This window comes from Paenibacillus sp. 01T47, from assembly GCF_056398245.1.
The window spans coordinates 16,704-43,032 of the sequence record NZ_JBFTPA010000008.1; the positions used below are offsets into that span (position 1 = coordinate 16,704).

Sequence of the window (26,329 nt, forward strand, 5' to 3'; positions counted from 1 at the left end):
TGCATCGATGTTTTCTCCATAGGTCTACTTACTGCCTACCTTAGGCAAAGGCTTGCCTTGTATAACGAGGCCAACACCCTCCGCACAGACGCCATATTTTTCCCAAGGGCAGGTCGTGCATAGATGACTGATGTCCTCAGGCACCATCGTTTCGGCTACGCGGTCACATATGGACTGCCAGCTTCCTCGCTCAGCTACTTCAAGCCCAAGCTTTGCGAGTATCGCTGCATCCAAGCTGTAGACGGTTCCCTCGCAATGATAGGCTTTGTCCGGCGGATATGCTTTGCAAACATCGTCTGGGCCTAAAATAATTTCAATTTCAGTTTCAGGCTTTGCGAGCAGCAATTCGTAAATGGCAGTCATATTGACGCAGAAATCATCCGAATAACCCATACCTCGGTAGCCTAGTAGACAAAGCAGATGGTGTCCTCGTAATCGAATCGTCATAGAAGTACCGCTCCTCATGCAAAAAAATCCTATATGTTAACCATTTTATCATAATAAAAGGTTTACATATAGGATTTTATCTAGCTATTCATTAAGTTAATGAGCGAATAAGAGAAAACGATTTATTTTCCTAAATATTTTTCTTGAATGATGTTCAAATGATGAGTCTCATGTCCGGCAATAATGTAAGCGAGAGCTCTAGCGGAGATATTGCCGCCATTAGCTACGCCAATGCGAAGCCATGCTTCATCCGACAAGCCGCGCAACAAAGCGAGAGTAGCCCGGCGAACCGAGATGTAGTCCTCGATAATCTGTGATAAAGACCATTCTTGAAAGGTGGCGCCGTTCATAAATTCGTCCTGATCATAGCCGGCAAGAGGTGTCTTGTCACCCCGTGCGATTCGAAGCAAACGGTAGCTCATGACGCGCTCATTATCCGAGATGTGACCGATGACTTCCTTAAGCGTCCATTTTCCTTCCGCATAGCGGTAATTAGCCTGCTCCTCGGGAATATCGGAAAGCAATTCAGTTGTGCTTGCGAGCTGTTTTGTAAGCCATTCCGTAACAGATCCTTCGCCTACTAGGCCGATATACTGTTCATAATAATCAAAGTATTCATCCCGTGACGGTCGTTGTGTCATGCGTAAAGCCTCCCATTCATATTGAAGAGCATTTATTTTCCAAAAGCTTTCATTATTTTTATCGGCTATCCGCTGCGTTTTTTATAGCGGTATTGCCCTGGAGTAATTCCCTCTTGTTTGCGGAAGGAACGGATGAAGTTTTGCGGATTATTGTAACACAGCTTTGCAGCGATGTCTTTAATTGGCAGCTCGCTATCAGCGAGCCATTGTTTTGCCATTTTGAAACGGTACATCGACAAATACTCGCTAAACGAATAATTCGTCTCCTTACGGAAAACGCTGCTTAAATAATTGGCATTATAGTGAAGCCGCGATGCACATTCTTCTAGCGTAAGATCGGTGTCGTACAAATGCTGTACGAGGTCAATGATCTTCTCCGAAATGTTGTGGTACTGCGCCTCCTGACGATCCTTGAATATGTTGATCATTGGATAAACAACGCTAGTCCAGAACCAATCATCGATCTCGGCAGAGGTATGCAGCTCAAGCAGCTCCTCAAGCAGGGAACCCTTTAACGGATGGATTTGATTAAGGCTTACGCCTGATTCCTGCATAACGATCAACAGATTATTGAGCAGCCGGGCAAGCGGAATTTGATATTCCTGCGGCGATAGCTCCACGACAAATACCGCCTGCAAAAAAGCTCGCAGCAGCTCCTTTGATTTATCCTTCTCGGCCAGCTTAATCGCATCGATAAGCTCATTCTCGATATGCCCTGGGTAGTTGAGATTCAAATAATGTTTGCCGGCATTCACATTCTCATACTGAATAATGATGCCTTCGCCTAATTTCATGCGCTGCTTCAGTGCCTCAAGGCCTTCTCTGTACGCTGTCGACAGCGATGAGAAGGAGTCGAACGGCAAGCTCATGCCAATGCTGACCTGTACGTTTAGGTAGCTTGCGATCTGCTGCTGCAGATGCTCCGTTAACGCGTATTTTGCATTGTGGAAAGCTTCCTTGCCCACTTCTGCGCTGCCGATAATCGTCACAATCGTTTGATCCATAATGATCGGGGCAAGTCGCTGCTCGAAGGGAATAAGCTCCTCGATGATGTTATGGACAGCGAATAGGAGCAGCTCCAAATCACTTTTGGAGTAACGGCTGTTATCAGGAAAATCAATTTGCAGCGTAATCGCGGCTATCGTTTTCCACTCTTTTAGCTGAGAGTCATAGCCGAATTGAGCCAGCTTCTCCGGGATTTCACTTGACTTGATGTTGCCTTGGAAAGCTTTCATGAAGAAGAAGGTGCGCACTTGATGAATATGCTGCCTAACCTCTTTTTCAAGCTCGGTTTTGGACTGGAATAAATGGGTGACGCGTTCGCCAATCGCTTGGAATTCATTTGTTTTCCGCTTCTGAATGTCGGTCAGACGCTCGCCGATTTGATTCAGCAGCAATTGAATTGGCGAATACATATGCCGTGAGCCGATCCAAGCGAGCAGCATGGATAGCGTGAGCATAAATAGACATACATAAAGTGTATACGTGCCAATTTTATTTGATTCCTTCGTCATGCCGGCAATGGACGTGGCAGAGAGATAGATCCAGCCGTTAAGGTCGGAACGGTAATAGGTGACGGAATAATCCTTCTGTTCAATCGATTGTGTAAACTGCCCAGAGGGCTCAGTGAGCTGTCCCATATGCAGTCCGCTCTCGAGCACAGGCTTGCCGATTAATGCTTGGTCGGGATGGAGCAGAATACGGTATTGATCATCCAAAATCATAATGGTCGAAAAAGGGTCCTCATCGCTCTTTAGCAGCTCCTGCAAGCTGCAGGTCGGAATGTTGGCGAGCGCCAAGCCGTATTTTTCAAGCCCATTGGTCGGCAGCTTCTTCACGAGGCTGATGCTGTAGCTGCAAGCAGCGCTTTCCGCGGCTTCCTCACTATAAAACCAGCTGGACGGGTTAAGCACCCACGAGGTTCCTTCGGGCATTTGCATAAGGCTGGACAGCTCATCGAAATAAGCATATTGTTCAAACGAATATAGTCCGGAATTTTTGATCATCCAGTTATGGCGCTCATTGATCAGGATGACATCCTCAAGCTTGGTGTCAAAGGATTGCATATGGCGGATCTCGTTCCGCAGGTCATCATACATCACAAAATCGTTGACGGTTAGCGGCTGATTCATCGCTTTTTTGAGCACGGTCGAGTTAATAACCTGATTCAGCGTGTGGTTGACAGTCGTCAATTTCTGCTCTACATTGGAGTTGATTTGCATGATAAGCTGCATTTTCCCACGGTTTACATTTTTCTGAATTTCACTGGAAGAGGTCGCATACGAGAATGCGCCGATAAAAATGACGGGAAGCGTGCTGAGCAGAAAGCCGAAGATCGTCATCTTGCTTAAAAAGGTTAAAGATCGCACAGCTATCAACACCTTGTCTAGTAATGAGCGAGCATTAGCTTTATTTTAGTAAACGCATACATTTTGAGCAATAATCATCTATCGCGCAAATAATCATTTCCTTAGATTATGAAGAGAAAAGGCTGATAAGACAAGGGGGATTAAGGTGGTAATCCATTCACGGAACATAGGAGTACGCGCAGGCTGTCGCTTTTTTATCGTGCTGCTTATCCTTTTCATTTGCGCTTCATGCACCACATCTTCTGCTCCAAATGAGCGAAAAGACGCAAACACAAAAACGACGATCTCCATTATGGCACCGCTGCACTTTCCCCATCCGCCAAGTGAAGAGATCATTGCGCTCATCGAGGATTTAACAAATGTGAAGCTTGATATTAACTGGGTACCGGACGGCATCTACACAGATAAAATGAACACAGCCCTCTCCACAAATTCGTTGAAGAAGGCGACTTTCGTGAAGCATACCGATTATATTTTTGTGAAAAATGCCATTCGCTCGGGCTCATTCTGGGAGATCGGCCCTTATTTGGAGCGGTTCCCGAATTTAAGGCATTTGAATAGCGGCATTTTGGGGCAATCCGCAATAGATGGCGGCATATACGGGCTTTACACGGAGCGGCCATCGTCTAGACAAGGCGTTATTATAAGGGAAGACTGGCTGGATAATCTCAAGCTGGACAAGCCGGGAACGATTGAGGAGCTGTATGAGGTCATTCGGCAGTTTACGCTCGGTGACCCGGACCGCAATGGGATAAAGGATACCGTCGGGCTGGCTGACCGTAATGATTTGGTATTTGGGGCCTTTAAGACGCTGAGCTCTTATTTCGGCACGCCGAACAACTGGGGTATCGTCGATAAGAAGGTAGTTCCAGAGTTCGAAACGGCAGCCTACATGGATACGATGAATTTCATGAAGAAGTTGTATGATGAGCAGCTCATTAACGCGGATTTTGCGGTAACGAGCAAGGAGATGCAGCGGGCTAACATTATACGAGGTGCAGCAGGCGTATATATCGGCAGCATGACCGACGTGCAGCGGCTCTCGGATGAAGCGAAGCAGATCAATCCTGCTGCGCGCTTCACCTTGGTGAATCGCATTCAAGGACCGGAAGGGTATCGTGTCTGGTCGATTCCGAATTATAACGGGCTATATTTATTTTCCAAAAAGGCGATTCGGACGGAGGAGGAGCTGCTGGAGCAGCTTGCGTTCTTCGACCGTACGATGGATAAGGATGTTGCCAATCTTATGCGGTATGGGATAGAAGGCAAGCACTATCTTATGGAGGGTGAAGAGGTTCAACTGCCTGAAGAGACGTCTCAGCTGCGCGTAACAGAGGTCAACGCGCTTTATCCGCTTATGATTGCCGATCTAAGCAATCCGAATGTACTTAAGGTAGCAGAGAAAGAAACGATGTGGGAGATGGCGGAGCGTCTTAGCGCAGATAACGATAAGTTTCTCGTGACGGATAAGGTTATTGGCCTTGAATCGAAGACGTACGATGAGAAGAGCATGGAGCTGTACAAAATCATTTCCGACGCGACATACAAATATATTCTCGGGCAGATTAGTATGGAAGGATTTTATCAGGAGGTCGAACGCTGGAAGCGCAGCGGCGGCAGCTTAATGATTAGCGAGTATACGGATGCGTATTTCAAGAAGCAATGAGCGGGTTGAATTTCAAGTAACAACATATTAAAAGAGAAGTAGGCAATATCATTATTCATAGAGCAGCTAAGCAGGCTATTTATACCCTGCGTGGCTGCTCTTTTTTTGTTTATAAAAAATAGCAGAGTGTTCATATGAGCACAAAGAACTAGGTATAAATATCGATTTTAAAATAAAAAAAGATATATAATTGTCGAAAAATCCCGTAATTTGTTTAGAAATTGCATAGAACAGCAGTATATAATAAGAATCTGCTTACGTTGTTGGCAGAAGTGAATAAGACGATATGGAGTGTGACGTATGATGAAACCTGATTTTTTCCAAGAAGTACATAAACTCGGATATGATAACGAATGGAGATACCAGCTGCTTATACGAGGTCTGCGCAACATACAAGAAGAGAAAAAGACCCAAGGTTTTTTTAAGAAGCTGGAGAGAAGATTCGTGAACAAATATAAGAAGATCAAGGTTTCTGCTTGGAAGTAAAGGGCGCCATGAAATAAGTGCCATTTCATATAAACTACATGATTTGAGGGTGAAGAGCGATCTTCACCCTTTTTGTGTTGCGGTATTTAGTCAAAAGTGTCACCAGAAGCGGCAATAATCATTAGCTCAGATGCCTCTAAAACGATATGCCATATGAACAAATGATTGTTTCGGCACTCTTCTTCCAGGTGGTAGCTTGAAGAGGTAGCAACCAAAACGATATATGGAGGTCAACGCTGTATGAAGAAAAAATCGTTTTCGATTCTGATGGGCGTAGTTTTAACATTTAGTTTATTGCTCGCAGCTTGCTCAAGCGGCAGCAATAACGGAAAAAATAGTACGCCGCCAGCAGCAACCAATGACAGCGCAGCAAAGACGGAAGAGACAGACAAACCGGCAGAGCCGGAGAAGCCGACTGAAATTACGATCATGCTGCCTCTTAACATCGCAGAGACACCGCCAGATACAATCAAAAACGAGCTGGAGAAGCTGACGAACACAAAACTAACGTATCAATTTTTTCCGGCAGACACGTATGAGGAGAAGCTGAACGCATCCTTTGCGACGGGTTCGCTGCCGCAGGTTACTTATTTGAAGAACCAAGCGACCTTCGTTCAAATGAAGGAAGCGATCAGAGACGGTCAGTTTTGGGAAATTGGCCCTTATCTCAGCGAGTTTCCTAACCTGAGCAAGCTGAAGGAAGAGATTTTGAACAATACAAAAGTGGATGGCAAGCTATATTCGCTATACATCGGCAGACCGCTGGCTCGCCAAGGCATTATTTATCGCAAGGACTGGGCAGATAAGCTTGGCCTCGCCGCACCTGCTAACGTGGATGAGCTGTTTGCGATGATGGAGAAATTTACGACAGGCGACCCGGATGGCAACAACAAGCCGGACACGATTGGTTTAGCTGACCGGAACGATCTCGTATATGGTGCGTTCAAAACGGCCTCCGCATGGTTCGGCACGCCGAACAACTGGGGTGAGCGGGACGGCCAGCTTGTTCCAGAGTTTACGACGCCTGAATATGCAGCCACGATGGATTTTATCAAAAAAATTCGCGACGCCAAAGCGATGAACGTAGACTTTGCAGCGACAAGCAAAACAGATCAAGTCAATATGTTCACGAGCGGCAAGGCAGGCGTATACATCGGCTCCATGCAGGATGTGGACTCACTAGTGAAGGACCTTGTTAAAAACGTGCCGACCGCAGTCGTTGATACACACAGCATGATTGCTGGACCAGACGGGAAGCTGGCATCATGGTCCATTCCGGGCTACAACAACGTAGCGTTATTCCCGAAATCTGCGATTAAAGATGAAGCCGAGCTGAAGAAGATTTTGGCTTACTTCGATAAGCTGATGACGCCGGAAGTGGCGAACATGATGTTCTGGGGCATTGAAGGCACTCATTATACGGTAGTGGATGGCAAGGCAAAAGCATCGGCAGATAAAGAGCTGACGGAGCGCGAGGTCAAAGGCTTTAAGGACAGCGTTATTGGTGAGCCGGAAACAAACGGTATGTACGATGGTTTCCACGAGCTTCCGGCGAGAATTCATGCGGAGCAGCTCATTATCGAGAACGAGAAGATCGCCATTGCCGATCCTACTGCGCCGCTTGATTCGAAAACGTATACCGAGAAGGGCACGGAGCTTCAGGAAATTATAAAGGATGCCACTTACAAATATATTTATGGATCGATTGATAAGGCTGGATTCGACAAAGCGGTTGAGGATTGGAAGAAGCGCGGCGGGGCTCAGATTATCGAGGAATACAATGCTGCTTACAAAAAATAAAGAATAGCCCATAGAGGCTGCTCGCATGCTCGAGCAGTCTCTATAACCTCCCGTGGAAAGGAAGAACCCATATGCAAGAAGCTCATCAGGAAAACGCGGTTCAACTGGCAAGGGTACCTCAGCCTAGAACGAGCGAGCTTAAGAAGCGGCTTTGGAAAAACAAATGGCTCTATGTCATGCTGCTGCCGGGCGTACTTTTCTTCATTATTTTTAAATATATTCCGATGTTTGGGCTTGCTATTGCCTTTCAAGACTATAAGCCGTTCAAGGGTATTGGCGGGAGTGAATGGGTGGGCTTCAAGCATTTTGAACGTTTGTTCACGGAGCCTGATTTTTTGAACATTTTAACGAATACACTGCTGCTGTTTGGCATGAATTTATTATTTTATTTTCCGATCCCGATCCTGCTGGCGCTTATGCTGAACGAGGTTCGATTCTCTTTTTTCAAACGGACGTTTCAGACGCTTGTGTATTTGCCGCATTTTATGTCTTGGGTCATTATTGTGTCGATCAGCTTCGTCATGCTAACGTCGGACGGCGGTATTGTGAACGAGCTGCTTGAGTACTTTGGATTCGAAAAAGTCAATTTCCTGCTCAGTCCCGAGTGGTTCAGACCAACCTATATCATTCAGGTGATCTGGCGGGAAGCGGGTTGGGGAACGATCATATATTTGGCGGCCATCGCCTCCGTCGATCCTGGCCTCTATGAGGCAGCACGGATGGATGGAGCGGGCCGGCTTAGACAGGTATGGCATATTACGCTGCCTGCCATTCGTAGCGTTATTATTATTTTGCTCATTCTAAAGATCGGCGATGTGCTTGAGCTTGGGTTCGAGCATGTGTACCTGCTGCTGAACTCGATGAATCGTGAGGTTGCTGAGATTATCGATACCTATGTCTATACGGCTGGACTTAGACAGGGGAAATTCAGCTACAGCACGGCGATTGGCTTCTTCAAATCCTTTATCGGGCTTGTGCTTGTAATGACGGCCAATAGGCTCGCGAAGAAGATGGGCGAGGAAGGCATCTATTAGGATAAGGCGCTCGAAGGTTGAAATCGCCAGAAGCTTCACTACAAAAACTTAAGGAGGATTCAGCATGGTAGAGGATAAAACGTTTAGCGGGCGGCTATTTTCCATTGTGAACTTCACGCTCCTTGCCATTATCGCGCTAGTTACGGTGCTTCCGTTTCTGCATGTTGTTGCCGGATCATTCACCACAAGCGCCGAGATGGCGATGAAGAAGTTCATCCTCGTGCCAACGATTTGGAGCTTTGATGCCTATAAATTCATATTCTCGACCAATACGATTTTCCGTGCCATGACGGTATCGACCGGCGTTACGATCGTCGGCACCCTGTTCAGCATGTTCACAACAGCGTTGATGGCCTATGGCTTGTCCCGAAGAGATCTCGATGGACGAAAGGGAATTATGTTTCTCGTCGTATTTACGATGCTCTTCAGTGGCGGACTCATTCCGACATTTCTCGTTGTGCGCGATATGGGGCTGATCGACAGCTATGCAGCGCTCATTATTCCGTCGGCAATCAGCGCGTTCAACCTTATTATTTTGAAAAACTTTTTTCAAAATATACCCGAAGGGCTTGAGGAATCGGCCAAAATCGACGGCTGCAACGACTTTGGCATCTTGTTCCGTATCGTGCTTCCGCTATCGATGCCTGCGATCGCTACCATTTCATTATTTTACGCGGTCACCTATTGGAATACGTATCTCAGTGCGATTCTGTACTTGGATGACAGCGCCAAATGGCCGATTCAGGTGCTGCTCCGCCAAATCGTCGTGCTGGCTAGCGGCCTAGACTACAGCTCCGACCTGGATGCAGCAGTTCCGCCGCCGGATCAGACGGTGAAGATGGCTGTCATCGTTGTAGCGACGCTGCCAATTCTGATCGTATATCCGTTTTTGCAAAAGCATTTCGCTAAGGGTGCGATGCTGGGCTCGATTAAAGGTTGATGTTGTTTGAGCTTGAACTGTGACAGTGGAAAATGGAGAGGAGTACTGTTTGGATGCGAAATGATGTGAAATTGACACCTATCGATTGGGCGAGAGCCGCTTGCGATTCATTAATGGACACCTATTTGCCAGAAAAGCTTCCTCCTGCTGGACGGTGGCATTATCACCAAGGCGTGTTTCTTTGCGGGATGGAGATGCTGTGGCAAGCGGAGGGGGATGACCGTTACGCTGCTTATATTAAGCGCTACGTAGACAAGCTGGTGGATGAATGCGGCAACTTTGATTTTGCTCGTGACGAGCTGGATGCTATCCAAGTGGGGCTGTTATTGTTCCGTTTAGATGAACAAGGAGATGAGCGCAAATACCGAATCGCAGCCGAGAAGCTGCGAGGCCTGTTCGACACGCTGCACCGCACCTCGGAGGGCGGCTTTTGGCACAAGGATAAATATGCCTACAATATGTGGCTGGACGGCTTGTATATGGGCGGAGTATTTGCGCTAAAATATGCGAACGCCTACGGAGAAATAGGGCTGCGCGAGTTGGTGCTGCATCAAGAGCAGCTGATGCGCCGCTATATGAGGGATGAGAAGACGGGGCTGCTTTATCACGCTTGGGATGAGAGCAAGCAGATGCCTTGGGCAGATCCTGAGACCGGCTGTTCGCCAGAGTTTTGGGGTCGGTCACTTGGTTGGTACGGTCTTGCAGTCGCTCAGTTTCTTGATGAGATAGCGGAAGGCGAAGCGGGACGTGCTGAGCTGGAAGCCGTGCTGGCTGATTTCTCCCAGTCGCTGATTAAGTATCAGGATGGAGAGAGCGGACTCTGGTATCAGGTCGTGGACAAAGGCCATTTGGCTGATAATTGGCTGGAAACTTCTTGTACTTGTTTGTTCGTTTATACGCTAGCAAAAGCCTATAAACTTGGCATTGTAGGAGATGAGTGCTTGGATGCGGCAAGGCGCGGGTTTGAAGGGCTTGTTCGAGTGGTGCAGTCTGACGAGCAGGGGCGTTTCATCCTGCCGGATATTTGCATTGGCACCTCGGCTGGCGATTATGAAAACTACGTCACGCGCCCAACGAGACAGAACGATCTGCACGGCGTCGGCGCTTTTATTATGGCATGTGTTGAGATGGAGTCGCTTGTTGATCGGAAGGAGTAGCGGATAAAAGAGAAAGCTCTGCGGCAGAGTGAGCCGCAGAGCTTTGTTTAAATGTGCGCTTAGCTCCTGTTATCCTTAATAAGCTTTAAAGCACCTGCTCCAGAAAACGTGCAGCTCTCTCGCTTTGCGGCTTAGTGAAAAACTGCTCAGGCTTCGTTTTTTCAACAAGCTTGCCGTTATCTAGGAAATAAATTGTGTCCGCAGCTTCGCGGGCAAACTTCATTTCATGCGTAACAATAAGCATCGTCATGCCGCTGTCGGCAAGGCTGCGAATAACATTAAGCACCTCTTTGACCATCTCAGGATCAAGCGCAGAGGTTGGCTCATCGAACAGCAGGATGTCGGGTTCCATCGCTAAGCTTCTTGCGATCGCAACGCGCTGCTTCTGACCGCCGGATAAGCGGGATGGATAACTATCTGCTTTGTCCGAGAGACCTACGCGAGCTAGCAGCTCCATCGCTTTCTTATGGGCCTCCTGCTGCGATACTCCTTTGACCTGAATCGGAGCAAACGTAATATTGTCGATCACGGTCATATGCGGGAATAGGTGAAAATGCTGGAATACCATGCCGATCCGCTGCCGCACGCGGGCAATATTTGTTTTGGGATCCGTAATGGCTGTTCCATCTATTGTAATCTCGCCGGAAGTCGGTGTCTCCAGCATATTTAAACAACGTAGAAAGGTGGATTTTCCTGAGCCGGATGGTCCGATTAGAGCAACGACCTCTCCTTTTTCAACGGTTGTTGTAATTCCTTTTAGCACTTGGTTTTTGCCGAAGGTTTTTGTTAAGTCGGTTACATTAATCACTGCGGCGCAGCCTCCTTTCAAGCATTCGAGCAAACGATGTTAAGACAAGCACAAGCACGTAATAGATTGCAGCTATAAATAATAATACTTCGATGGAGCGGAACTCAGTGGAGCGCACTACATCTGCACGGCGCATCAAATCGGATACCCCAATGACAGATACGAGTGACGATTCCTTAAGCAAAGCAACACATTCGTTCACGAGCGCCGGCAAAATATTACGAAGCGCCTGCGGGAATATAATGCGAAGCATCATCTTCCGGTACGGAATGCCGAGTGCAATGGCAGCCTCGCGCTGTCCTTTGTCCACGGCCATTATGCCGCCTCGGATCGTTTCAGACAAATAGGCAGCTGAATTGAGTCCGAAGGCAAGGCCGGCAGCCATTAACGCAGGTATATCGTAATTGAATAGCTGCGGCGTTGCATAATAAATAATGGTCAGCTGTACAAGCAGCGGCGTGCCGCGGAATATAGATGTATAAGCGGTTGCGAACCACTCGAGCGGCTTAATGCCGGATATTTTGAATAGGGACAACACTGTACCCCACACAAGTCCGAACAATGCGGAGACAAGGGTGAAGAGCAGCGTGACATATACACCCTTTAGAATATAAGGAGTGTATCCCTTCAGTATACTGAAGTCGATGTTCAAATTAAGCAGAGAATTGGATTGTTCCTTCTCAGCAGCAAACCATTTCTGCACGATTTCATCGAGCTTGCCATCGTCCTTCATTTCGGAGAGGACACCGTTAAACTCGTTCACAATAGTGGACTTCTTAGGAAATGCAATGGCATAACCATTTTCCGCCGATTCAGCTGGCAGGAAATGCATCGCCAAACCCGGGTTAAGGCTGGTCATCTCAATGGCGACAGCGTCTTCTACGATAGCCGCATCGACACGTCCGGAGTTCAGCTCTTGGATAAGATCTGGAATCTTATTAAGCTTCTTAAGCGTGGCTCCTTCAATCGTTTCTGCGTAAAGATCCTGTGTGGAGCCAAGCTGCGTCGCGACTAGTTTACCCGATAAAGAAGCTTCTGTTTCGAGCGGTGCAGACTTCTTTGAGACAATCGTATTGCGGGCAGCGTAATACGTATCAGAGAAATCGACATTTTGCCTGCGCTCATCCGTGGCGGACATTGCGGACATGACGAAGTCGACTCGGCCGGTCTGAAGCGCAGCAACAAGCCCATTGAAATCCATGTGTGTGATTTCCAGTTCGTATCCGAGCTGACTAGTGATATACTTGGCTATATCGATATCTAATCCAACGAATTCGCCGTTGTTTTTGGCATCGACGCTTTCGTAAGGTGGATAATCGGCGGATGTGCCCATTATGAGTTTCTTTTTTTGACCATTAACTGTGGTGCTTGATGCACTCTCTGCACTAACGGAATAAGCGCTGCTTTTCCCCATAGGGAAGGCTTGTCCAAGTCCGATTAGCAGAACCGTAAAGACGATAAGCGATAAATAAATGACTTTGAGCTTTTTTCGATTCATGGTGTCCTCTTTCTTCTAAGTTGATAGGTTTAACAGGCTTATCTGTCATCACGAGATGAGTGTATATGATAAAATAGCTCCGTTTCAGCCGTATGCGCCTGCAACATTAGAAATTATATGGTGTTCACTATCCTTTGTAAATAACCAAAGGTCCGCTTTTGTGAAAAATTCAGCATATTTATTAGTACCCACTTATATTTATGCTGAATAATTTATGCGAAAAGACTGCATTTATTGAAGAAATTAGTGCCTGCCATTTTTGTTTGCATATTCGAGATTTTGACAGTCGTCATTTGATCAGAATTACTGTTATAATATCCAGATAGAAAGAAAACTATTTTTAGATGAAGGGAGGTGAGTACATTGTTCGAGCTTGAACTGCATGACATCATACCGTATCTCATTTCAATCAGCTTACTTTGTTCATTAGCGTATGCTTACGCTTCTCATTTGCATTCTGGTGCCTATGAGTACTGGGAACGGAATCAGGTTGTAAGTATAATGTATAGTTTGCTGCCGCAGGTATTGATTCGTTCAATTCCGCTGCATCATTGGTTAGTTCGCAAGGTAAAGCGGAAAGAATCGCCAGATGATGACATAGCAGACTGTTCCAACTCGTTTGTTCAGCTATTTTCAAACAAACGAGGAGGATTTTTATGCAAACGAACAATGTATTCACTTCTTTAAAATACGGACGTGTATTAATGGCCGGTTTGATGCTGGCAGGGCTGCTTCTAGTAAGCGGCTGTAGTACGGCTAGTGGTACGATTGATGGAAATACACCGGGTATTTTTAACCACTATGTCATTTACCCATTATCAGCGGTGCTTCAATATCTGGCTGATATGTTTGGCGGAAATTACGGTTTTGCGATTATTGGCATTACACTTATGATCAGACTTGTTCTACTACCGCTCATGATGCGCCAGTATCGCTCTCAGAACCAGATGAAAACAAAGATGGCTATCCTTCAGCCGGAGCTCAAGCAGCTCCAAGATAAATACAAAAACAAGTCAGATGCAGCATCCAAGCAGAAGCTGCAGCAGGAAACGATGCAACTTTACCAGAAGCACCAGGTGAATCCGCTCGCTATCGGGTGTTTGCCAATGCTCATTCAGATGCCGATATTGATGGGTCTATATTCCGCGATTAAGCTTACGCCAGAGCTGGCGGATCATTCGTTTCTTTGGTTTAAGCTAGGCTCGCCGGATATTGTGCTGCCGATTATCGCAGCGCTCGTTTATTTTGTACAATTCAAGGTTTCGCAGACGACGCAGCCCAATGCGAATGCTGCACAACAGAAGCAGATGGCTTTCATGGGTTACCTGTCTCCGATACTGATGGGCGTATTCGCTCTATCGGCACCGGCAGCGATCTCACTTTACTGGGTAACAGGTGGTTTGTTCATGATTGCGCAGTCTTATTTAGCCAAAAAAGTCTACGCGCCGAAGGTGGATGTCGCACTCGAGGGCAGCGCCTAAATTTGAAGGAGACGATCAGATGTCAGTCGGTGTACTCGCTCATTTATTCGGAAGCTTGCCGTACAAGGAGCTTGCTCCTAAGGTTGCGGAGAGCGGCTTCAGCCATGTGCAGCTAGCTTTGTGGAAGGCGATTAGCGATGTTGATTTCAGCAAGCCTGGGAACTTAAGCCCAGGTCTTGCGAATGCAATCGGCGAGCAGTTCGATAAGCATGGCGTTTCGATTTCAGTGCTTGGCTGTTATGTTCATTTATTTGAACGTGACGAGCAGCTGCGCCGTGCCAATGTGAATCGCTTTAAGGAGCTGCTGCGCTATGCGAAGTTTTTCGGAGCGCCAATGGTAGCTGCGGAAACGGGACGGAATGAAGGCGGAGACTACACTGACCGAGATTGGTCCGTGATGAAGGCGACATTAGAGGAGTTAGTAGAGGAAGCTGAGAAGTGGGGCGTCTTTGTCGGTCTAGAGGCGGCAAACGACCATTTGATTGGAACGGCTCCTGAGCTGGCTCGGATGCTGGGGGAGGTTCCTTCCTCCAATATCGGTGTCGTTATTGATCCTGGCAATCTGCTGACATCTTCTAATTTTGCGAGGCAGGATGAGGTCATTGGGCAAGCGTTCGAACTGCTCGGTGATCGTATTATTGCGGCTCATGCGAAGGATCGCATGCTGCTCGGGAGTGGCGAACTGGCTACCGTAACTGCTGGCCTCGGACAGATGAATTATGAGCTGTATATGAAGCTTTTGAATCAATATAAGCCGCATGTACACATCATCATGGAAGAAGCGAAAGAGCATCAGATGGCGGAGTCAAAGGCTTATATAGATGGAATTCGTGCGCGTGTATAAGGGCTTAAAAGCGAAAAAACAGTAGACCATGGGACTCCCGAGGGCTGCTGTTTTTGTTTTTTTATATTGGAAAATAGCCCGTCCTATTCAGTTGTGATTTCATCTACAGTACTTGAAGTCGGAACATTTCGAAGCAGCACAAGTAATTTTTTTTTGGAATCGGCATGAACTACTCCGCGAAAAACCTGATGTTTTGTATGGATGTCGAGTGAAAATTTTGTATGGAAAGGATCTGTTTCCGTCAATTGATAATAAACAACATCCTCCCAAGGAATGACTGTTTTTGCATGGTACACGCCATCTTCACCAATTGAATAATTGATTTTACCGCCAGAGAATATGGTGGTGAGCATAATGGGAAAAACATACGCAAACCAGTGCTTATAAACGATATCCGTTAAACCAAAGATAAGCAGTATCCATAAGGTTGTAACGATAACTACATACGACAGCACCGTGAGAGTGAATTTTTTGTCGGGAATAAGGAAAGATGGATTATATACTTGAATATTTTTTTTGGATTTTTTAAATATCCGAAATTGTTTATGCTCATTGTAGAAGGACCAAATGAGGATCAAGCAGCTGAGGATGTTCAATAATAATGTAAACAAAAAATCGATGTGCAATTCGGTCGCTCCTCGTATATTTGCTGTAGTTGTTAGTATAAAGGGATATATCCGATAAGGTAGAGGAGATACTGAAAGCAGTGAAAAAAGAAATGTGACTCTTCCATTGATTATAGAGATGACAATACTTTTGTACCAAGGGACTAATTTCCTATTTCATTTAAATTATATTTGATTTAAAAGAGCGCAAGCAACGAAATATAGTTTGGTAATTTCCGAAAGAGGTTTTGCGTGCATTAACTAAACGCAAACAACTGTTTATCGGTTGAATTTAAAAAAGAAGTAAATAGTGCAGAAAATGCCGTAGCCTTATCACTTTAGGTTAACGGTATTTTTATGTTGGCTTAATTGAAAATTGATTTGAAATCTTCAAGTAGGCAAGAATGGAATAGGAATTTATTGTAACTATTTTTTAAAAATACTATGATGAAGAAGGAAACGACGAGAGAAAAATTAAATGATGAGTAAACTTTGTTACAGAGCCAAGGGAGGCACATCGTGAGCCATAAAATATGGATGGGAATTGGAGTAGCTTTAAGTTTATTTTACGGATACGATTTGATCAAGCAGTGGATAGACACTCAGGCTATATCGTATTTTCGTCTGCTGCTCTTTTTTGGCTGCCTTTTGCTCGTGTTTACTCAGTGGACTGAAATGAAAAAGAAAGCTAAAAAAGATTAACTTTAATTAGTTGTAGATAATAGGAGGGAGGTTCACAGCTATGACCTCATTGCGACCTATAAAGAGAAGCCAGTTAAGGATTTATTTTGGAAAAAAGTATTACCGATTTAAGCGTTATCTCGATTGGTACTTTGGGGAGAAAAAGTTTGCGAAACATCGCCCCAACCATGATCTTCTTCCTTTTCGTATTTTTGAACATCGCACACCACTACTTCGTAAGCTGCGGGATGTGGATATGTGGCTGCAGCATAATAAGATTACAAACCTTACAATTGCCTCGAAAAAAATAAACGGCTTAGTGATCAAACCGGGTGAAACCTTCTCGTACTGGCGATTGATTGGGAACCCTGCAAAAAGAGATGGTTATGTAGATGGCATGATTCTGCACTATGGGAAGGTGACTACAGGGATAGGCGGCGGGTTATGCCAATTATCGAATTTAATTTATTGGATGACCTTGCATTCTGCTCTGACGATTACGGAGAGGTACCGACACAGCTACGATGTTTTTCCGGATTCTAATCGAAAGCAGCCTTTTGGCAGCGGGGCAACCTGTTCCTACAATTATTTGGATTTGCAGATTAAGAATGAAACGAATCATACCTATCAACTGTGTTTGAGTCTGACGGATACACATTTAGTTGGGGAATGGCGAGCCGAAATTCCTCAAATCAAAACATACGAGGTATATGAAAAAGAACACTGGATCACCCATGAATTTTGGGGCGGTTATGTCCGGCATAATAAAATATATAGAAAAGTGTATAACACAGAGAAAATACTATTAGAAGATGAGTTTATTACAGAGAATCATGCAATTATGATGTACGAGCCTCTACTTGGTGATGCAGCGTATTCTATTAACAGTAACGGATAAGTTAGCAAAATAAATCGTTGTACAAAGAACTAATACTCACGATAATAAACATGAAGCCCTTCGCATAAAGGGCTTATTTGCATTGTTAATTGATAATGATTATCACCACTGGTATACTGAAAATAATAATATTTAAGTAGAGTCCTGCGTAAAAAATGAATCTATTTGTTTTTGGGCAGGCTTAGGGGGATTATGATGGACTCAGATAACAGTCTTCTAGAGGAGGAGCGCATTCGGTCGCCACGGGTGGATTTGTTGAATATCCGAAGCTTTATGGAGGAGCATTACCATGAACCTTTATCCGTTGACCAACTGGCTAAACTGGCAAACATCAGTCCAAAATATTTTGTAGACTTGTTCAAAAAAACGTACGGTCAGAGCGCAATCGATTATTTGACGAATCTTCGCATCAATCGTGCCAAAAGATATTTGACCGAGTCGGATTTGCGGCTGCGGGAAATTGCATTGAAGGTAGGATATAGCGATGAGTTTTATTTTAGCCGGAAGTTTAAGAAAGAGGTTGGCGTATCTCCCTCTGCTTTTATAAAAAATCCTAGGCAGCGCATCGCCGCTTATTCGCCTGCCATCATGGGGCAATTGCTAGCGCTGAATTTGATACCTGCGGCTGCTCCGCTTGATTCAAAGTGGACGCCATATTACTACAATGTCTATCAAAACGAGATTAAGCTGCATATGAGCTATGGTGAGGAGAAAAGCGGGACAGAATTAAATAAGTTAATAACAGCCAGACCGGATGCCATTGTTGCAGGAGATGCTTTGCTGGAAGAGGAGAAGCAGAAGCTTGCTGGCATTGCCCCGACGTTATTTGTGCCTGCAAAGCAGACAAGCTGGCAAGAGCAGCTTCATCAAATAGCATTATTTGTTGGGCGAGACCGTCAAGCCAAAGCATGGATAGAAGACTATAATCGGAAAGCGGCTTTTGCTAAACAAAAAATGGAAGAAGCAGTAGACAAAGAAACTTTTGCGGTAATCCGCATTAATGGCAATGGCCTTCATATTTACTGCAACAGGGCAATTCATGATGTGCTTTATGAGGATTTGAGACTGAATCCCGCTTATAAGGGAGAGAAGCTCTACAATAAAGAAATATCCTTGAAGCAGCTTGAAGAGATTAATCCGGATCACTTACTGTTATTGGTCTGTCCAGAGAGGGCTTCACGTACGTATTGGCTAACGCTTCAACATCAAGTGGAATGGCGCAAGCTGAAAGCAGTAGAGAAAGGCAGCAGTTATCTCATTCCTTCTGATCCATGGTGTGAATACTCTGCTTTTGCCATTAACCGAATGCTGGATGAAATGCTGCTTCTATTCACAGGATATTGTCCAAACCCATATGCGGATAAAGTCCATGGAAGCACCCATGCGCATGAAATATAATCTTCTTAAATGAGAAACGTTATCACAGGAGGAGATTGTTTTTATGCAGGCCAGAGACTATTCATTCATTAAATCGTTCAAAAAGGGCGCACTAGTGCTGCTCGTATTCATACTGAGCATCAGCCTTCTAACCGCATGCGGCTCGCAGGGCGAAACGGAAGTGACCAATCAAGAAACCGCAGTCCCGAACGAAACCGCAGCTTCTGAAGGAGCGGAGACAACTGCTTCGACTCGGGTAGTTACAGATGAGCTGGATCATGAGATCACAATTCCGACTAAGCCGCTTAAGGTTTTTGCTCCATATATGGAGGATTCCATGATTGTCTTAGGCGTTAAGCCGGTGGCGCAATGGGCTGATGGGAAAAATGGGCAGTTATATTTGCAGGATCAACTGGCAGATGTGCCTAAAGTTAACTTTGTTGGTGGGCTTCCGCCCGCACCAGAGGTAGTCATGGCTTTCGAGCCGGATTTAATTATTTTGCATACAGCCTTCTATGCTGAAAATGGCGTTTATGAGAAGTACTCCAAAATTGCGCCGACTTATGTATTTAAAAACGCAGCAGGTGATCTGGTAAGCTCAGTCACAAAGCTTGGCGATTTGCTGGGCAAAGGGGCAGAGGCAGAACAGGCGCTGAAGGATTATGAAAAGAAGAAAGAGGAAGCGAAGGCAAAGCTTGCGCCTGTGGCGGAAGGCAAGAAGGCAGCACTTATCAATTTTAATGGAAAAGGCATGTATATGATTGGCGGCAACTATTTTGGCGGATACGTTCTATCGCATGAACTGGGTCTTGGAAAGAGCAAGCTGGTAGAAACGAAGAACAGTATGGATGTTTCACTTGAAATTATACCGGACATAGATGCCGATTTTATTTTTACAATGAACAACAAAGGTACAGGAACTGCAAATATGAAGGAGCTCACCGACAACGCGATCTGGAAGAACACGCCATACGCCAAAGCTGGCCATGTCTATGAGGTTGACGATACTTATTGGACAGGAAGCGGACTGATTGCTTATGGAAAAATTATCAATGATGTTGTGACGCTGCTTGCGCCATGAGTCATAACAACATTAGCAGCCACTATGTCGAAGGCCGTTTTGAGCAAGTCATTTACTCAAAACATAAGCAGTTGGAATATAGAATTATGATAGCTATTCCGAGCGAGCCGCCTCCAGCAGAGGGGTATCCGGTCATATATGCTCTCGATGGGGATGCTGTATTCGCTACCTTTGCGGAGGCCGCTCGTCTTCAAACACGCAAGCCGCATGGTTATGATCCTGTGGTTATAGTGGGCATTGGTTACCCTTCAAGGGAACCCTTTGAGATGAGCAGGCGATGTTATGATTTCACAATGCCAGCAGAGGTTCAGAACCTGCCTGCTCGTCCGAATGGGCAGGAGTGGCCAGAGCATGGGGGCGCTGATGCGTTCCTCCAATTTATTGAGACGGAGCTGCGCCCAGCAATTGAGCAACAATATCCGATTAATACGACAAGACAGAGCCTGTTTGGGCACTCACTGGGAGGTTTGCTAGTCCTTCATGCCTTATTTACAAGGCCTCAAGCATTTCAAAACTATGCGGCGGGGAGCCCCTCTATTTGGTGGAACCCTCATGCTGTGCTAGAGGAAGCCGAAGCTTTTGAGAAGAGTTTCATAAAAGAGGGCAATCTGCCGAGGTTGATGCTGACTATTGGTGCAGACGAGCTTCCCGCTATGGTGAAGGATGCAGAACAGCTTGCTGAGCGGCTGCTGCCCCTTGTGGAAAAAGGCTTTTATTCTGAAATGGTGAAATTTTGTGAAGAGAGTCATGTCAGTGTGCTGCCAGCGGCGATAAGCAGAGTATTGAGGTTTGCGTTATCGAGCAATCATAAGGGATGATTATTAAAATAGTTTTGATTAATCGTTATATTCATGAAAAATAGGGCGAACCCCAGTAGACATTTGCTACTCGGATTCGCCCTTTTAGTTATTTTATAATACGTTCAAATGAGGAATAACAAGACCGCCATAGGCGAATGCGATAACGATGACGATGGCAGGATGAATTTTGCGGAACTGCATCGCCCAGAAAGCGACTGCTGCAATAATGAGCGATTGCACAATTCCGATTGATTCGATAGAGCTTTGAGCCATTTGCCATGTAAGAAGCAGCATCATTATGGCAATTACGGGCTGTACAAGCAGCGTCATTCCTTTGACTACAGGCGATTGACGATGCTTCTGCAGCACCTTAAGAAGTAGAATGAGCGCAACAGCGGATGGAACAATCGTTGCAGCTAATGCGGCAATTAAGCCGATCCAGCCGCCGACATCGTAGCCGACAAAGGCGGCAATTTTAGTCGCAATCGGACCTGGGAGTGCATTGCCAAGCGCCAGTATGTTTGAGAATTCTACTGGTGTCGTCCACTGATGATTCGTTACAATCTCCCTGTACATAAGCGGAATGGAGGCTGGTCCGCCCCCGTAGCCAAGCACATTAGCAATAAAAAATCCGATAATTAAATTAATCCATTCCACGTGTTACGCCCTCCTTCTGCTGGCTGCTTCGGAGTTGCTTCTGCTTTTTTTTGCGCTGAAGGGCTGCAACTGTTTTTAGATGAAAAGCACCGTAACCAAGAAATAAAAGAATGACGATAGCAGGATGAATATGAATGCCTTGCAGCAGTCCAAATGCTAATGCAAAAAAGCCAAAACCGACGTATTTGCCAAGTCCTTTGACGGCACGTTCTCCGAATTCATAGGCCATCATGCCAAGCATGACAGCGATGACAGGCGTTACCGCACCGATCATACCTTGTATGAAGGCCGCGCTGCTGAGGAATTGAACCGTCGTTAATAGCAGAATCATCGCAACAGCAGAAGGGATGATATGGGCGAGAACAGACACGATGGCACCGAGAGTACCTTTTTCGCGATACCCTAAATAGGCGGCAATCTTTGTTGCGATCGGACCTGGCAGTGCATTAGCAAGCGCAAGAATTTCGCCAAATTCCTCATCTTCAATCCATTTATAGTTCGTAACTGCCTCGTATCGAATCAGCGGGATAACGGACGGGCCGCCCCCGTAGCCAAGAATACCTGTCTTCATCATCGCCCATGAAAGCTGCATGTAGCGGTTATTCATTATTTTGCCAGCCATCATCTACAGCCTCATTCCCATTCGACTCTTGTAACGATTGATTAACACTTGACAATCGACGCTCATAATGCCGGGCAGTGTGTAAAGCTTATCTTTGAGAAAATGCTCCATCTCCTGATTGTTGCGAAACAGACCATGCATATGCAGTTTACTCGGTCCAGTCATATGGTAGAGGCTTGTGACAAACGGCTCTGTCGAAAGCTGATCAGCAACGGCGTGCAGATGCTTAGGCTCTACCTCTACATTGAAAAAAGCCGATACATTTATACCGATTCGCTCAGGGTTAATGACGGCCGTGAATCGTTCGATGACGCCGCCGTCCATCAACGCATTAATCCGAGATTGGACAGCTACTCGCGATAATCCAATCTCCTTCGCTAAGTCTGTGTAAGATATTCTTCCATTAATATTGAGCTCAGCAATGATTTTACGATCGATATCATCAATTTCCATGATTTTTGGTTCATCAATAAGCTTTTCTTGCACTTGTTCATCAGCTCCAATTTTATTTCATTATTTTGCAAGGTGTCTTGTAATACCGAGTTTTAATTACCATATGTATAAATATATACACATCACCATTCGTTTTCAACACAATTAATAAAAAGAAGTTACATTTTTATTGCCTATCATTCTCTGAGGTGGTATTTTAAAAGAATACACAATGTTATATTATCTAACATATTAATAATGAATTGCGAGTTTGATTAGAGTTATATCCATTTTTAGGGGTGGTAGATATGAATCAATCGGTCATCGGAACCAAAACTATGGTTGTCAGCCCTCATTATTTAGCTACTGCAGCTGGCGCTCGTATGCTTGCGCAAGGTGGGAATGCTTACGATGCAGCTGTCGCTGTGAGCGCATGTCTCGCCGTCGTTTATCCGCATATGACAAGCCTTGGAGGAGACTCCTTCTGGCTCGGCTATCATCATAGTGAAGGAAAGGTGCGCGGCTATAATGCCAGCGGCCGATCTGGTTATAAAGCTAGTATTAGTGCTTACGATGGCTTGGCGGCGATTCCGAATCGGGGCATTGGCAGTATCGTAACGGTGCCCGGCATGGTAGATGGCTGGGATGCGGTTCACCGAGAGTATGGCAGACTGGACTGGGCGCAGGTGCTGGCACCCGCTATTGATTACGCCGCGGATGGCTTCCCTATGTCGAATGATCAATATCAAAATACGGTTCATAATGAAATCGTTCTTGCAAGAACACTCGAAACAGCAGATATATACTTGCCAAACGGGCAGGTGGTTAAGGTTGGCGAGCGATTTAAGCAGCCTGCGCTTGCGAAGACGCTGCGCCGTTTAGCTGAATTTGGGCGCGATGAGTTTTATAAAGGCGAAACTGCAAAGGAAATGACGAGTTTTTTGGGCAAACAAAATGGTCTGCTTGCCGAGGATGATTTTGCGGATCATCATGGCGACTGGGTGCTCCCGATTGAGGGCACTTACCGAGGATATACGCTTCATCAGATGCCTCCCAATTCACAAGGCTTCTCCGCTATTATGGCGCTTCAAATACTAGAGCAGTTTAAGCTCGGTGAAATTGAACATGGCTCCCATAATTATTATCATCTATGCGTCGAGGCATTAAAGCTAAGCTTCCATGACCGGAACAAATATTTATCAGACCCTGCATTTACGAGCATACCGCTTGAGCGGCTCTTGGATAAAAAATATGCGGCAGCGCTAGCTGCTTCAATTGAGTTAAATCATGCTTCATGCGAGAAATCAGAGATGCTGGGCAGCGACACCGCCTATGCAGCAGTTGTAGATGAGGAAGGGAATTCCCTCTCTTTCATTCAAAGCTTGTACTTCGAGTTTGGATCGGGCGTCGTAGCGGGCAATACGGGTGTTTTATTGCAAAACCGCGGCTCGTTTTTCTCGCTTGATCCGAATCATGTAAACAGTCTGAAGCCAGCTAAAAGGACATTCCACACCTTAATGCCAGCGATGGCATGTCGTGATGGCAAGCCTGCTGTGCTGTATGGCACGCAAGGCGGCGAGGGCCAGCCTCAGACGCAAACGGCGATATTTACCCGGATGATTGATTATGGCATGGATCCTCAGCAAGCGATAAATGAACCTAGATGGGTATGGGGCCGAACGTGGGGAGAGCCAACGCAGGAGCTGAAAATAGAAGGACGTGTTTCTGCAGACGTACTAGCATCGCTGGCGCAGGCAGGTCACTCGGTAAAGAAAGTGAAGGACTTCGACGGCATTATGGGCCATGCTCATGCGATTATGCGAGATGAGCAAGGATTACTGCAAGGCGGATCGGATCCGCGCTGCGATGGCGCAGCAATGGGATGGTAAAGAGGAGGCGGGGATCTTGATGAAGCAAAGCTGGAATGCGTATGCGACGGAACAGCTTGAGATAGAGCCTTTAGCTGAAGGTGTCTTAAGCGGTAAAACGTATGCGGCAAAGGATGTATTCGATATTGCTGGGCATATCTCTGGTGCAGGCAATCCTGATTGGCTGCGAACACATGACGAGGCGGATAAGCACGCTTCGGTCATAAATCGGCTGCTTAGAAACGGAGCGACATTAAAAGGAACAACCATTACAGATGAATTGATGTACAGCATTAACGGGGAAAATGCCCATTATGGAACACCGGTGAATCCTAAAGCGTTTGGCCGAATACCCGGAGGCTCCTCCAGCGGATCAGCTGTTGCGGTGTCGGCAGGATTAGCAGATTTCGCTATAGGTACGGATACGGGAGGCTCCATTCGAGTGCCATCCGCCTATTGTGGAATTTATGGAATACGGCCTACGCATGGTGCAGTGGATACGAATGGGCTTATACCGCTGGCGCCTAGCTTCGATACGGTAGGCTGGATGGCCCGAGATGCGCAGACACTGCTTCAAGTGGGCAGTGTACTGCTTGATGAACAAGGGAGCAGTAAGGAGACATTCACGCGAATGGTGTTTGCGAAGGATGTATGGGCATTGACGGATGAGCACACATCTACAGCTTTGTCGCAATATTTTCCAATGCTGCATGATCTAGCCCGGAGGCATGAACAAGCCATCATTGCGCCAAACGGGCTGCGAGAATGGGTGAATGCTTTTCGTATCATTCAAGGATTAGAGATTTGGCGTGAGCATCGGGACTGGATATTGCGCGAGCAGCCTGCCTTCGGACCGGGCATAGCGGAGCGATTTGCTTGGGCGAGCACGCTGCGGGAAGAGGATAGTGGTACAGCTTTCACCATTCGGGATGAAGCGCGGGCGCTTATGGATGGATGGCTTGGAGAGGATACGGTGCTCGTTGTGCCGACCGTGCCTGCGATAGCGCCGCTGCTCGGATTATCGGGCTTGGAGGTTGAGCAGCGTCGTGCTCAAACGCTCGAAATGAGCTGTTTAGCAGGGCTGGCAGGGCTGCCGCAGGTTACGGTTCCGATTGCAGGCGAGCTGGGTTGTCCAATTGGCCTCTCCTTCATTGCGGGAAGAAGTCAGGATATGAGGCTGTTGAAATGGGTCGCTGATCACGTCTCGATACGAATAAAGCCATTAAGCTAAAGAAAAGGAGCTGCTGGCAATGAAAATATCAACAGTAAAAAGGAATGGCAAGGAGCTCGCTGCGATACCAAGTGCAAAGGGCCTTGTTCTTATAGAAACGATTAATGAGGCGGAGAATGCCAGCTGGAGTACAGAGCTGTTCGAGCTTATTCGTTTGGGCGAGCTGGAGTTTTTAACAAAATGGTACGAAGGAGCAGGGAAGGAAAAGTTGAAGCGATTGCCGGCGATTCCTTATGAGGAGGTACAGTACGCTCCGCTATACCGTCACCCTCGCAAAATTTGGGGTATCGGCATGAACTACGTAAAGGATGCGGCAGAATTAGCGTTGGCGGACCCAAATGAAGAGCCAGTCAGCTTCATCAAGCCGGATACGACGATTATCGGCCCGCTTGATGCGATACAAATTCCAGAGGGAGTTGGGAAAATCACAGCAGAAGCTGAACTCGGCATTATTATCGGAAAAACCTGCAAAAATATATCAGAAGCTGAAGTATACGACGTCATTGCCGGGTATACGACGACAATTGACGTTACGGCAGCTGATATTCATGCTAGACATCAGAGGTTTTTATCGAGGGCCAAAAGCTTCGATACCTTTTTCAGCTTCGGACCGGAGTTCATCACGAAGGATGAGATTCCTGATTTGCTAGAGCTGAATGTGGAAACCGCAATTAATGGTGAAGTCGCACATCGCAATAAAGTATTCAATATGAAGTTTCGCCCTTTTGCAGCTGTTGCTTTTCACTCCAGAGTGATGACGCTGCTGCCGGGCGACATTATGATGACAGGAACACCAGGTGCTGTCGTTATTCGCGGCGGAGATATAGTAGGCTGCCATATCGATGGTTTCGAGCCGCTGCTGAATACTGTTCAATTTTAAGCTTGCTCAGAGAATGAAAAACTGCT

General features: G+C 46.2%; 26 protein-coding genes. 17 read left to right on the top strand and 9 right to left on the bottom strand.

What is annotated here, in order from left to right; genetic code table 11:
• Positions 1–24: 24 nt before the first annotated feature.
• The 3 genes from AC1DOV_RS17415 to AC1DOV_RS17425 form a co-directional block, all read right to left on the bottom strand.
• On the bottom strand, positions 25–447 hold the full coding sequence (locus tag AC1DOV_RS17415; RefSeq protein ID WP_477550601.1) for a DUF1284 domain-containing protein: 423 nt from the start codon (positions 445–447) through the stop codon (positions 25–27).
• Positions 448–569: 122 nt separating this feature from the next.
• Entirely contained in the window at positions 570–1,088 is a 519-nt protein-coding gene (locus tag AC1DOV_RS17420; RefSeq protein ID WP_441874614.1) for a DinB family protein, read from the bottom strand.
• A gap of 65 nt (positions 1,089–1,153) precedes the next feature.
• Positions 1,154–3,457, bottom strand: a complete 2,304-nt coding sequence (locus AC1DOV_RS17425; protein WP_477550602.1) for an AraC family transcriptional regulator — start codon at positions 3,455–3,457, stop codon at positions 1,154–1,156.
• A 145-nt stretch (positions 3,458–3,602) separates the two neighbouring features.
• Between AC1DOV_RS17425 and AC1DOV_RS17430 the strand changes: the two genes are divergently transcribed.
• The 6 genes from AC1DOV_RS17430 (at position 3,603) to AC1DOV_RS17455 (ending at position 10,540) form a co-directional block, all read left to right on the top strand.
• A complete protein-coding gene (locus AC1DOV_RS17430) occupies positions 3,603–5,123 on the top strand; it encodes an extracellular solute-binding protein (protein WP_477550603.1) in 1,521 nt (506 codons plus the stop codon).
• A gap of 300 nt (positions 5,124–5,423) precedes the next feature.
• Positions 5,424–5,609: a hypothetical protein gene (locus AC1DOV_RS17435; protein ID WP_076266352.1), complete on the top strand. Its 186-nt coding sequence runs from the start codon at positions 5,424–5,426 to the stop codon at positions 5,607–5,609.
• Between the two features lie 240 nt (positions 5,610–5,849).
• Positions 5,850–7,409, top strand: coding sequence for an extracellular solute-binding protein (locus tag AC1DOV_RS17440; protein ID WP_477550604.1), 1,560 nt, complete (start codon positions 5,850–5,852; stop codon positions 7,407–7,409).
• 71 nt (positions 7,410–7,480) lie between these two features.
• Entirely contained in the window at positions 7,481–8,443 is a 963-nt protein-coding gene (locus AC1DOV_RS17445; RefSeq protein WP_441874618.1) for an ABC transporter permease, read from the top strand.
• 64 nt (positions 8,444–8,507) lie between these two features.
• Positions 8,508–9,383 carry a carbohydrate ABC transporter permease gene (locus AC1DOV_RS17450; RefSeq protein ID WP_477550605.1) on the top strand — a complete coding sequence of 292 codons (876 nt, stop codon included), beginning with the start codon at positions 8,508–8,510 and terminating at the stop codon, positions 9,381–9,383.
• 53 nt (positions 9,384–9,436) lie between these two features.
• Positions 9,437–10,540, top strand: a complete 1,104-nt coding sequence (locus AC1DOV_RS17455; protein ID WP_477550606.1) for a glycoside hydrolase family 88/105 protein — start codon at positions 9,437–9,439, stop codon at positions 10,538–10,540.
• Positions 10,541–10,625: 85 nt separating this feature from the next.
• Here AC1DOV_RS17455 and AC1DOV_RS17460 read toward each other — a convergent pair whose 3' ends face one another.
• Positions 10,626–11,348, bottom strand: a complete 723-nt coding sequence (locus AC1DOV_RS17460) for an amino acid ABC transporter ATP-binding protein (RefSeq protein ID WP_441959376.1) — start codon at positions 11,346–11,348, stop codon at positions 10,626–10,628.
• On the bottom strand, positions 11,341–12,846 hold the full coding sequence (locus tag AC1DOV_RS17465) for an ABC transporter substrate-binding protein/permease (RefSeq protein ID WP_477550607.1): 1,506 nt from the start codon (positions 12,844–12,846) through the stop codon (positions 11,341–11,343). Before AC1DOV_RS17465 ends, AC1DOV_RS17460 begins: the two co-directional genes overlap by 8 nt.
• A 363-nt stretch (positions 12,847–13,209) precedes the next feature.
• Here AC1DOV_RS17465 and AC1DOV_RS17470 point away from each other — a divergent pair, with 363 nt between their 5' ends.
• From AC1DOV_RS17470 to AC1DOV_RS17480, 3 genes are read left to right on the top strand one after another with little or no spacing between them, the layout of a single operon-like run.
• The gene (locus AC1DOV_RS17470) at positions 13,210–13,533 is read left to right on the top strand and encodes a hypothetical protein (protein ID WP_076266345.1); all 324 of its coding nucleotides are present in this window, start codon (positions 13,210–13,212) and stop codon (positions 13,531–13,533) included.
• The gene (gene yidC, locus AC1DOV_RS17475) at positions 13,503–14,327 is read left to right on the top strand and encodes a membrane protein insertase YidC (protein WP_076266344.1); all 825 of its coding nucleotides are present in this window, start codon (positions 13,503–13,505) and stop codon (positions 14,325–14,327) included. The genes AC1DOV_RS17470 and yidC overlap by 31 nt, the downstream gene beginning before the upstream one ends.
• Positions 14,328–14,346: 19 nt before the next feature.
• Complete coding sequence (locus AC1DOV_RS17480; RefSeq protein WP_477550608.1) at positions 14,347–15,171, top strand: sugar phosphate isomerase/epimerase family protein; 825 nt, start codon at positions 14,347–14,349, stop codon at positions 15,169–15,171.
• An 83-nt stretch (positions 15,172–15,254) separates the two neighbouring features.
• Here AC1DOV_RS17480 and AC1DOV_RS17485 read toward each other — a convergent pair whose 3' ends face one another.
• Entirely contained in the window at positions 15,255–15,797 is a 543-nt protein-coding gene (locus AC1DOV_RS17485) for a DUF5673 domain-containing protein (RefSeq protein ID WP_477550609.1), read from the bottom strand.
• Positions 15,798–16,295: 498 nt separating this feature from the next.
• Here AC1DOV_RS17485 and AC1DOV_RS17490 point away from each other — a divergent pair, with 498 nt between their 5' ends.
• The 5 genes from AC1DOV_RS17490 (at position 16,296) to AC1DOV_RS17510 (ending at position 20,631) form a co-directional block, all read left to right on the top strand.
• A complete protein-coding gene (locus AC1DOV_RS17490; RefSeq protein ID WP_477550610.1) occupies positions 16,296–16,478 on the top strand; it encodes a hypothetical protein in 183 nt (60 codons plus the stop codon).
• A gap of 40 nt (positions 16,479–16,518) precedes the next feature.
• Positions 16,519–17,355, top strand: coding sequence for a VanW family protein (locus tag AC1DOV_RS17495; protein ID WP_477550611.1), 837 nt, complete (start codon positions 16,519–16,521; stop codon positions 17,353–17,355).
• A gap of 192 nt (positions 17,356–17,547) precedes the next feature.
• Complete coding sequence (locus tag AC1DOV_RS17500; protein ID WP_477550612.1) at positions 17,548–18,753, top strand: AraC family transcriptional regulator; 1,206 nt, start codon at positions 17,548–17,550, stop codon at positions 18,751–18,753.
• A 43-nt stretch (positions 18,754–18,796) separates the two neighbouring features.
• Complete coding sequence (locus AC1DOV_RS17505) at positions 18,797–19,813, top strand: ABC transporter substrate-binding protein (RefSeq protein ID WP_477550613.1); 1,017 nt, start codon at positions 18,797–18,799, stop codon at positions 19,811–19,813.
• Complete coding sequence (locus tag AC1DOV_RS17510) at positions 19,810–20,631, top strand: alpha/beta hydrolase (protein WP_477550614.1); 822 nt, start codon at positions 19,810–19,812, stop codon at positions 20,629–20,631. The genes AC1DOV_RS17505 and AC1DOV_RS17510 overlap by 4 nt, the downstream gene beginning before the upstream one ends.
• 93 nt (positions 20,632–20,724) lie before the next feature.
• Here AC1DOV_RS17510 and AC1DOV_RS17515 read toward each other — a convergent pair whose 3' ends face one another.
• The 3 genes from AC1DOV_RS17515 to AC1DOV_RS17525 are packed head-to-tail and all read right to left on the bottom strand — an operon-like array spanning position 20,725 to position 22,345.
• A complete protein-coding gene (locus AC1DOV_RS17515) occupies positions 20,725–21,270 on the bottom strand; it encodes a chromate transporter (RefSeq protein WP_477550615.1) in 546 nt (181 codons plus the stop codon).
• Complete coding sequence (locus AC1DOV_RS17520; RefSeq protein WP_441874629.1) at positions 21,257–21,895, bottom strand: chromate transporter; 639 nt, start codon at positions 21,893–21,895, stop codon at positions 21,257–21,259. The genes AC1DOV_RS17515 and AC1DOV_RS17520 overlap by 14 nt, the downstream gene beginning before the upstream one ends.
• Positions 21,896–22,345, bottom strand: coding sequence for an Lrp/AsnC family transcriptional regulator (locus AC1DOV_RS17525; RefSeq protein WP_339209783.1), 450 nt, complete (start codon positions 22,343–22,345; stop codon positions 21,896–21,898).
• A gap of 287 nt (positions 22,346–22,632) precedes the next feature.
• On the opposite strand from AC1DOV_RS17525, the gene ggt reads away from it, so the two are divergent.
• From ggt to AC1DOV_RS17540, 3 genes are read left to right on the top strand one after another with little or no spacing between them, the layout of a single operon-like run.
• Positions 22,633–24,213, top strand: coding sequence for a gamma-glutamyltransferase (ggt, locus tag AC1DOV_RS17530; RefSeq protein WP_477550616.1), 1,581 nt, complete (start codon positions 22,633–22,635; stop codon positions 24,211–24,213).
• A 19-nt stretch (positions 24,214–24,232) separates the two neighbouring features.
• On the top strand, positions 24,233–25,423 hold the full coding sequence (locus AC1DOV_RS17535; RefSeq protein ID WP_441874836.1) for an amidase: 1,191 nt from the start codon (positions 24,233–24,235) through the stop codon (positions 25,421–25,423).
• 19 nt (positions 25,424–25,442) lie between these two features.
• Positions 25,443–26,303, top strand: coding sequence for a fumarylacetoacetate hydrolase family protein (locus AC1DOV_RS17540; RefSeq protein ID WP_477550617.1), 861 nt, complete (start codon positions 25,443–25,445; stop codon positions 26,301–26,303).
• Positions 26,304–26,329: the final 26 nt, after the last annotated feature.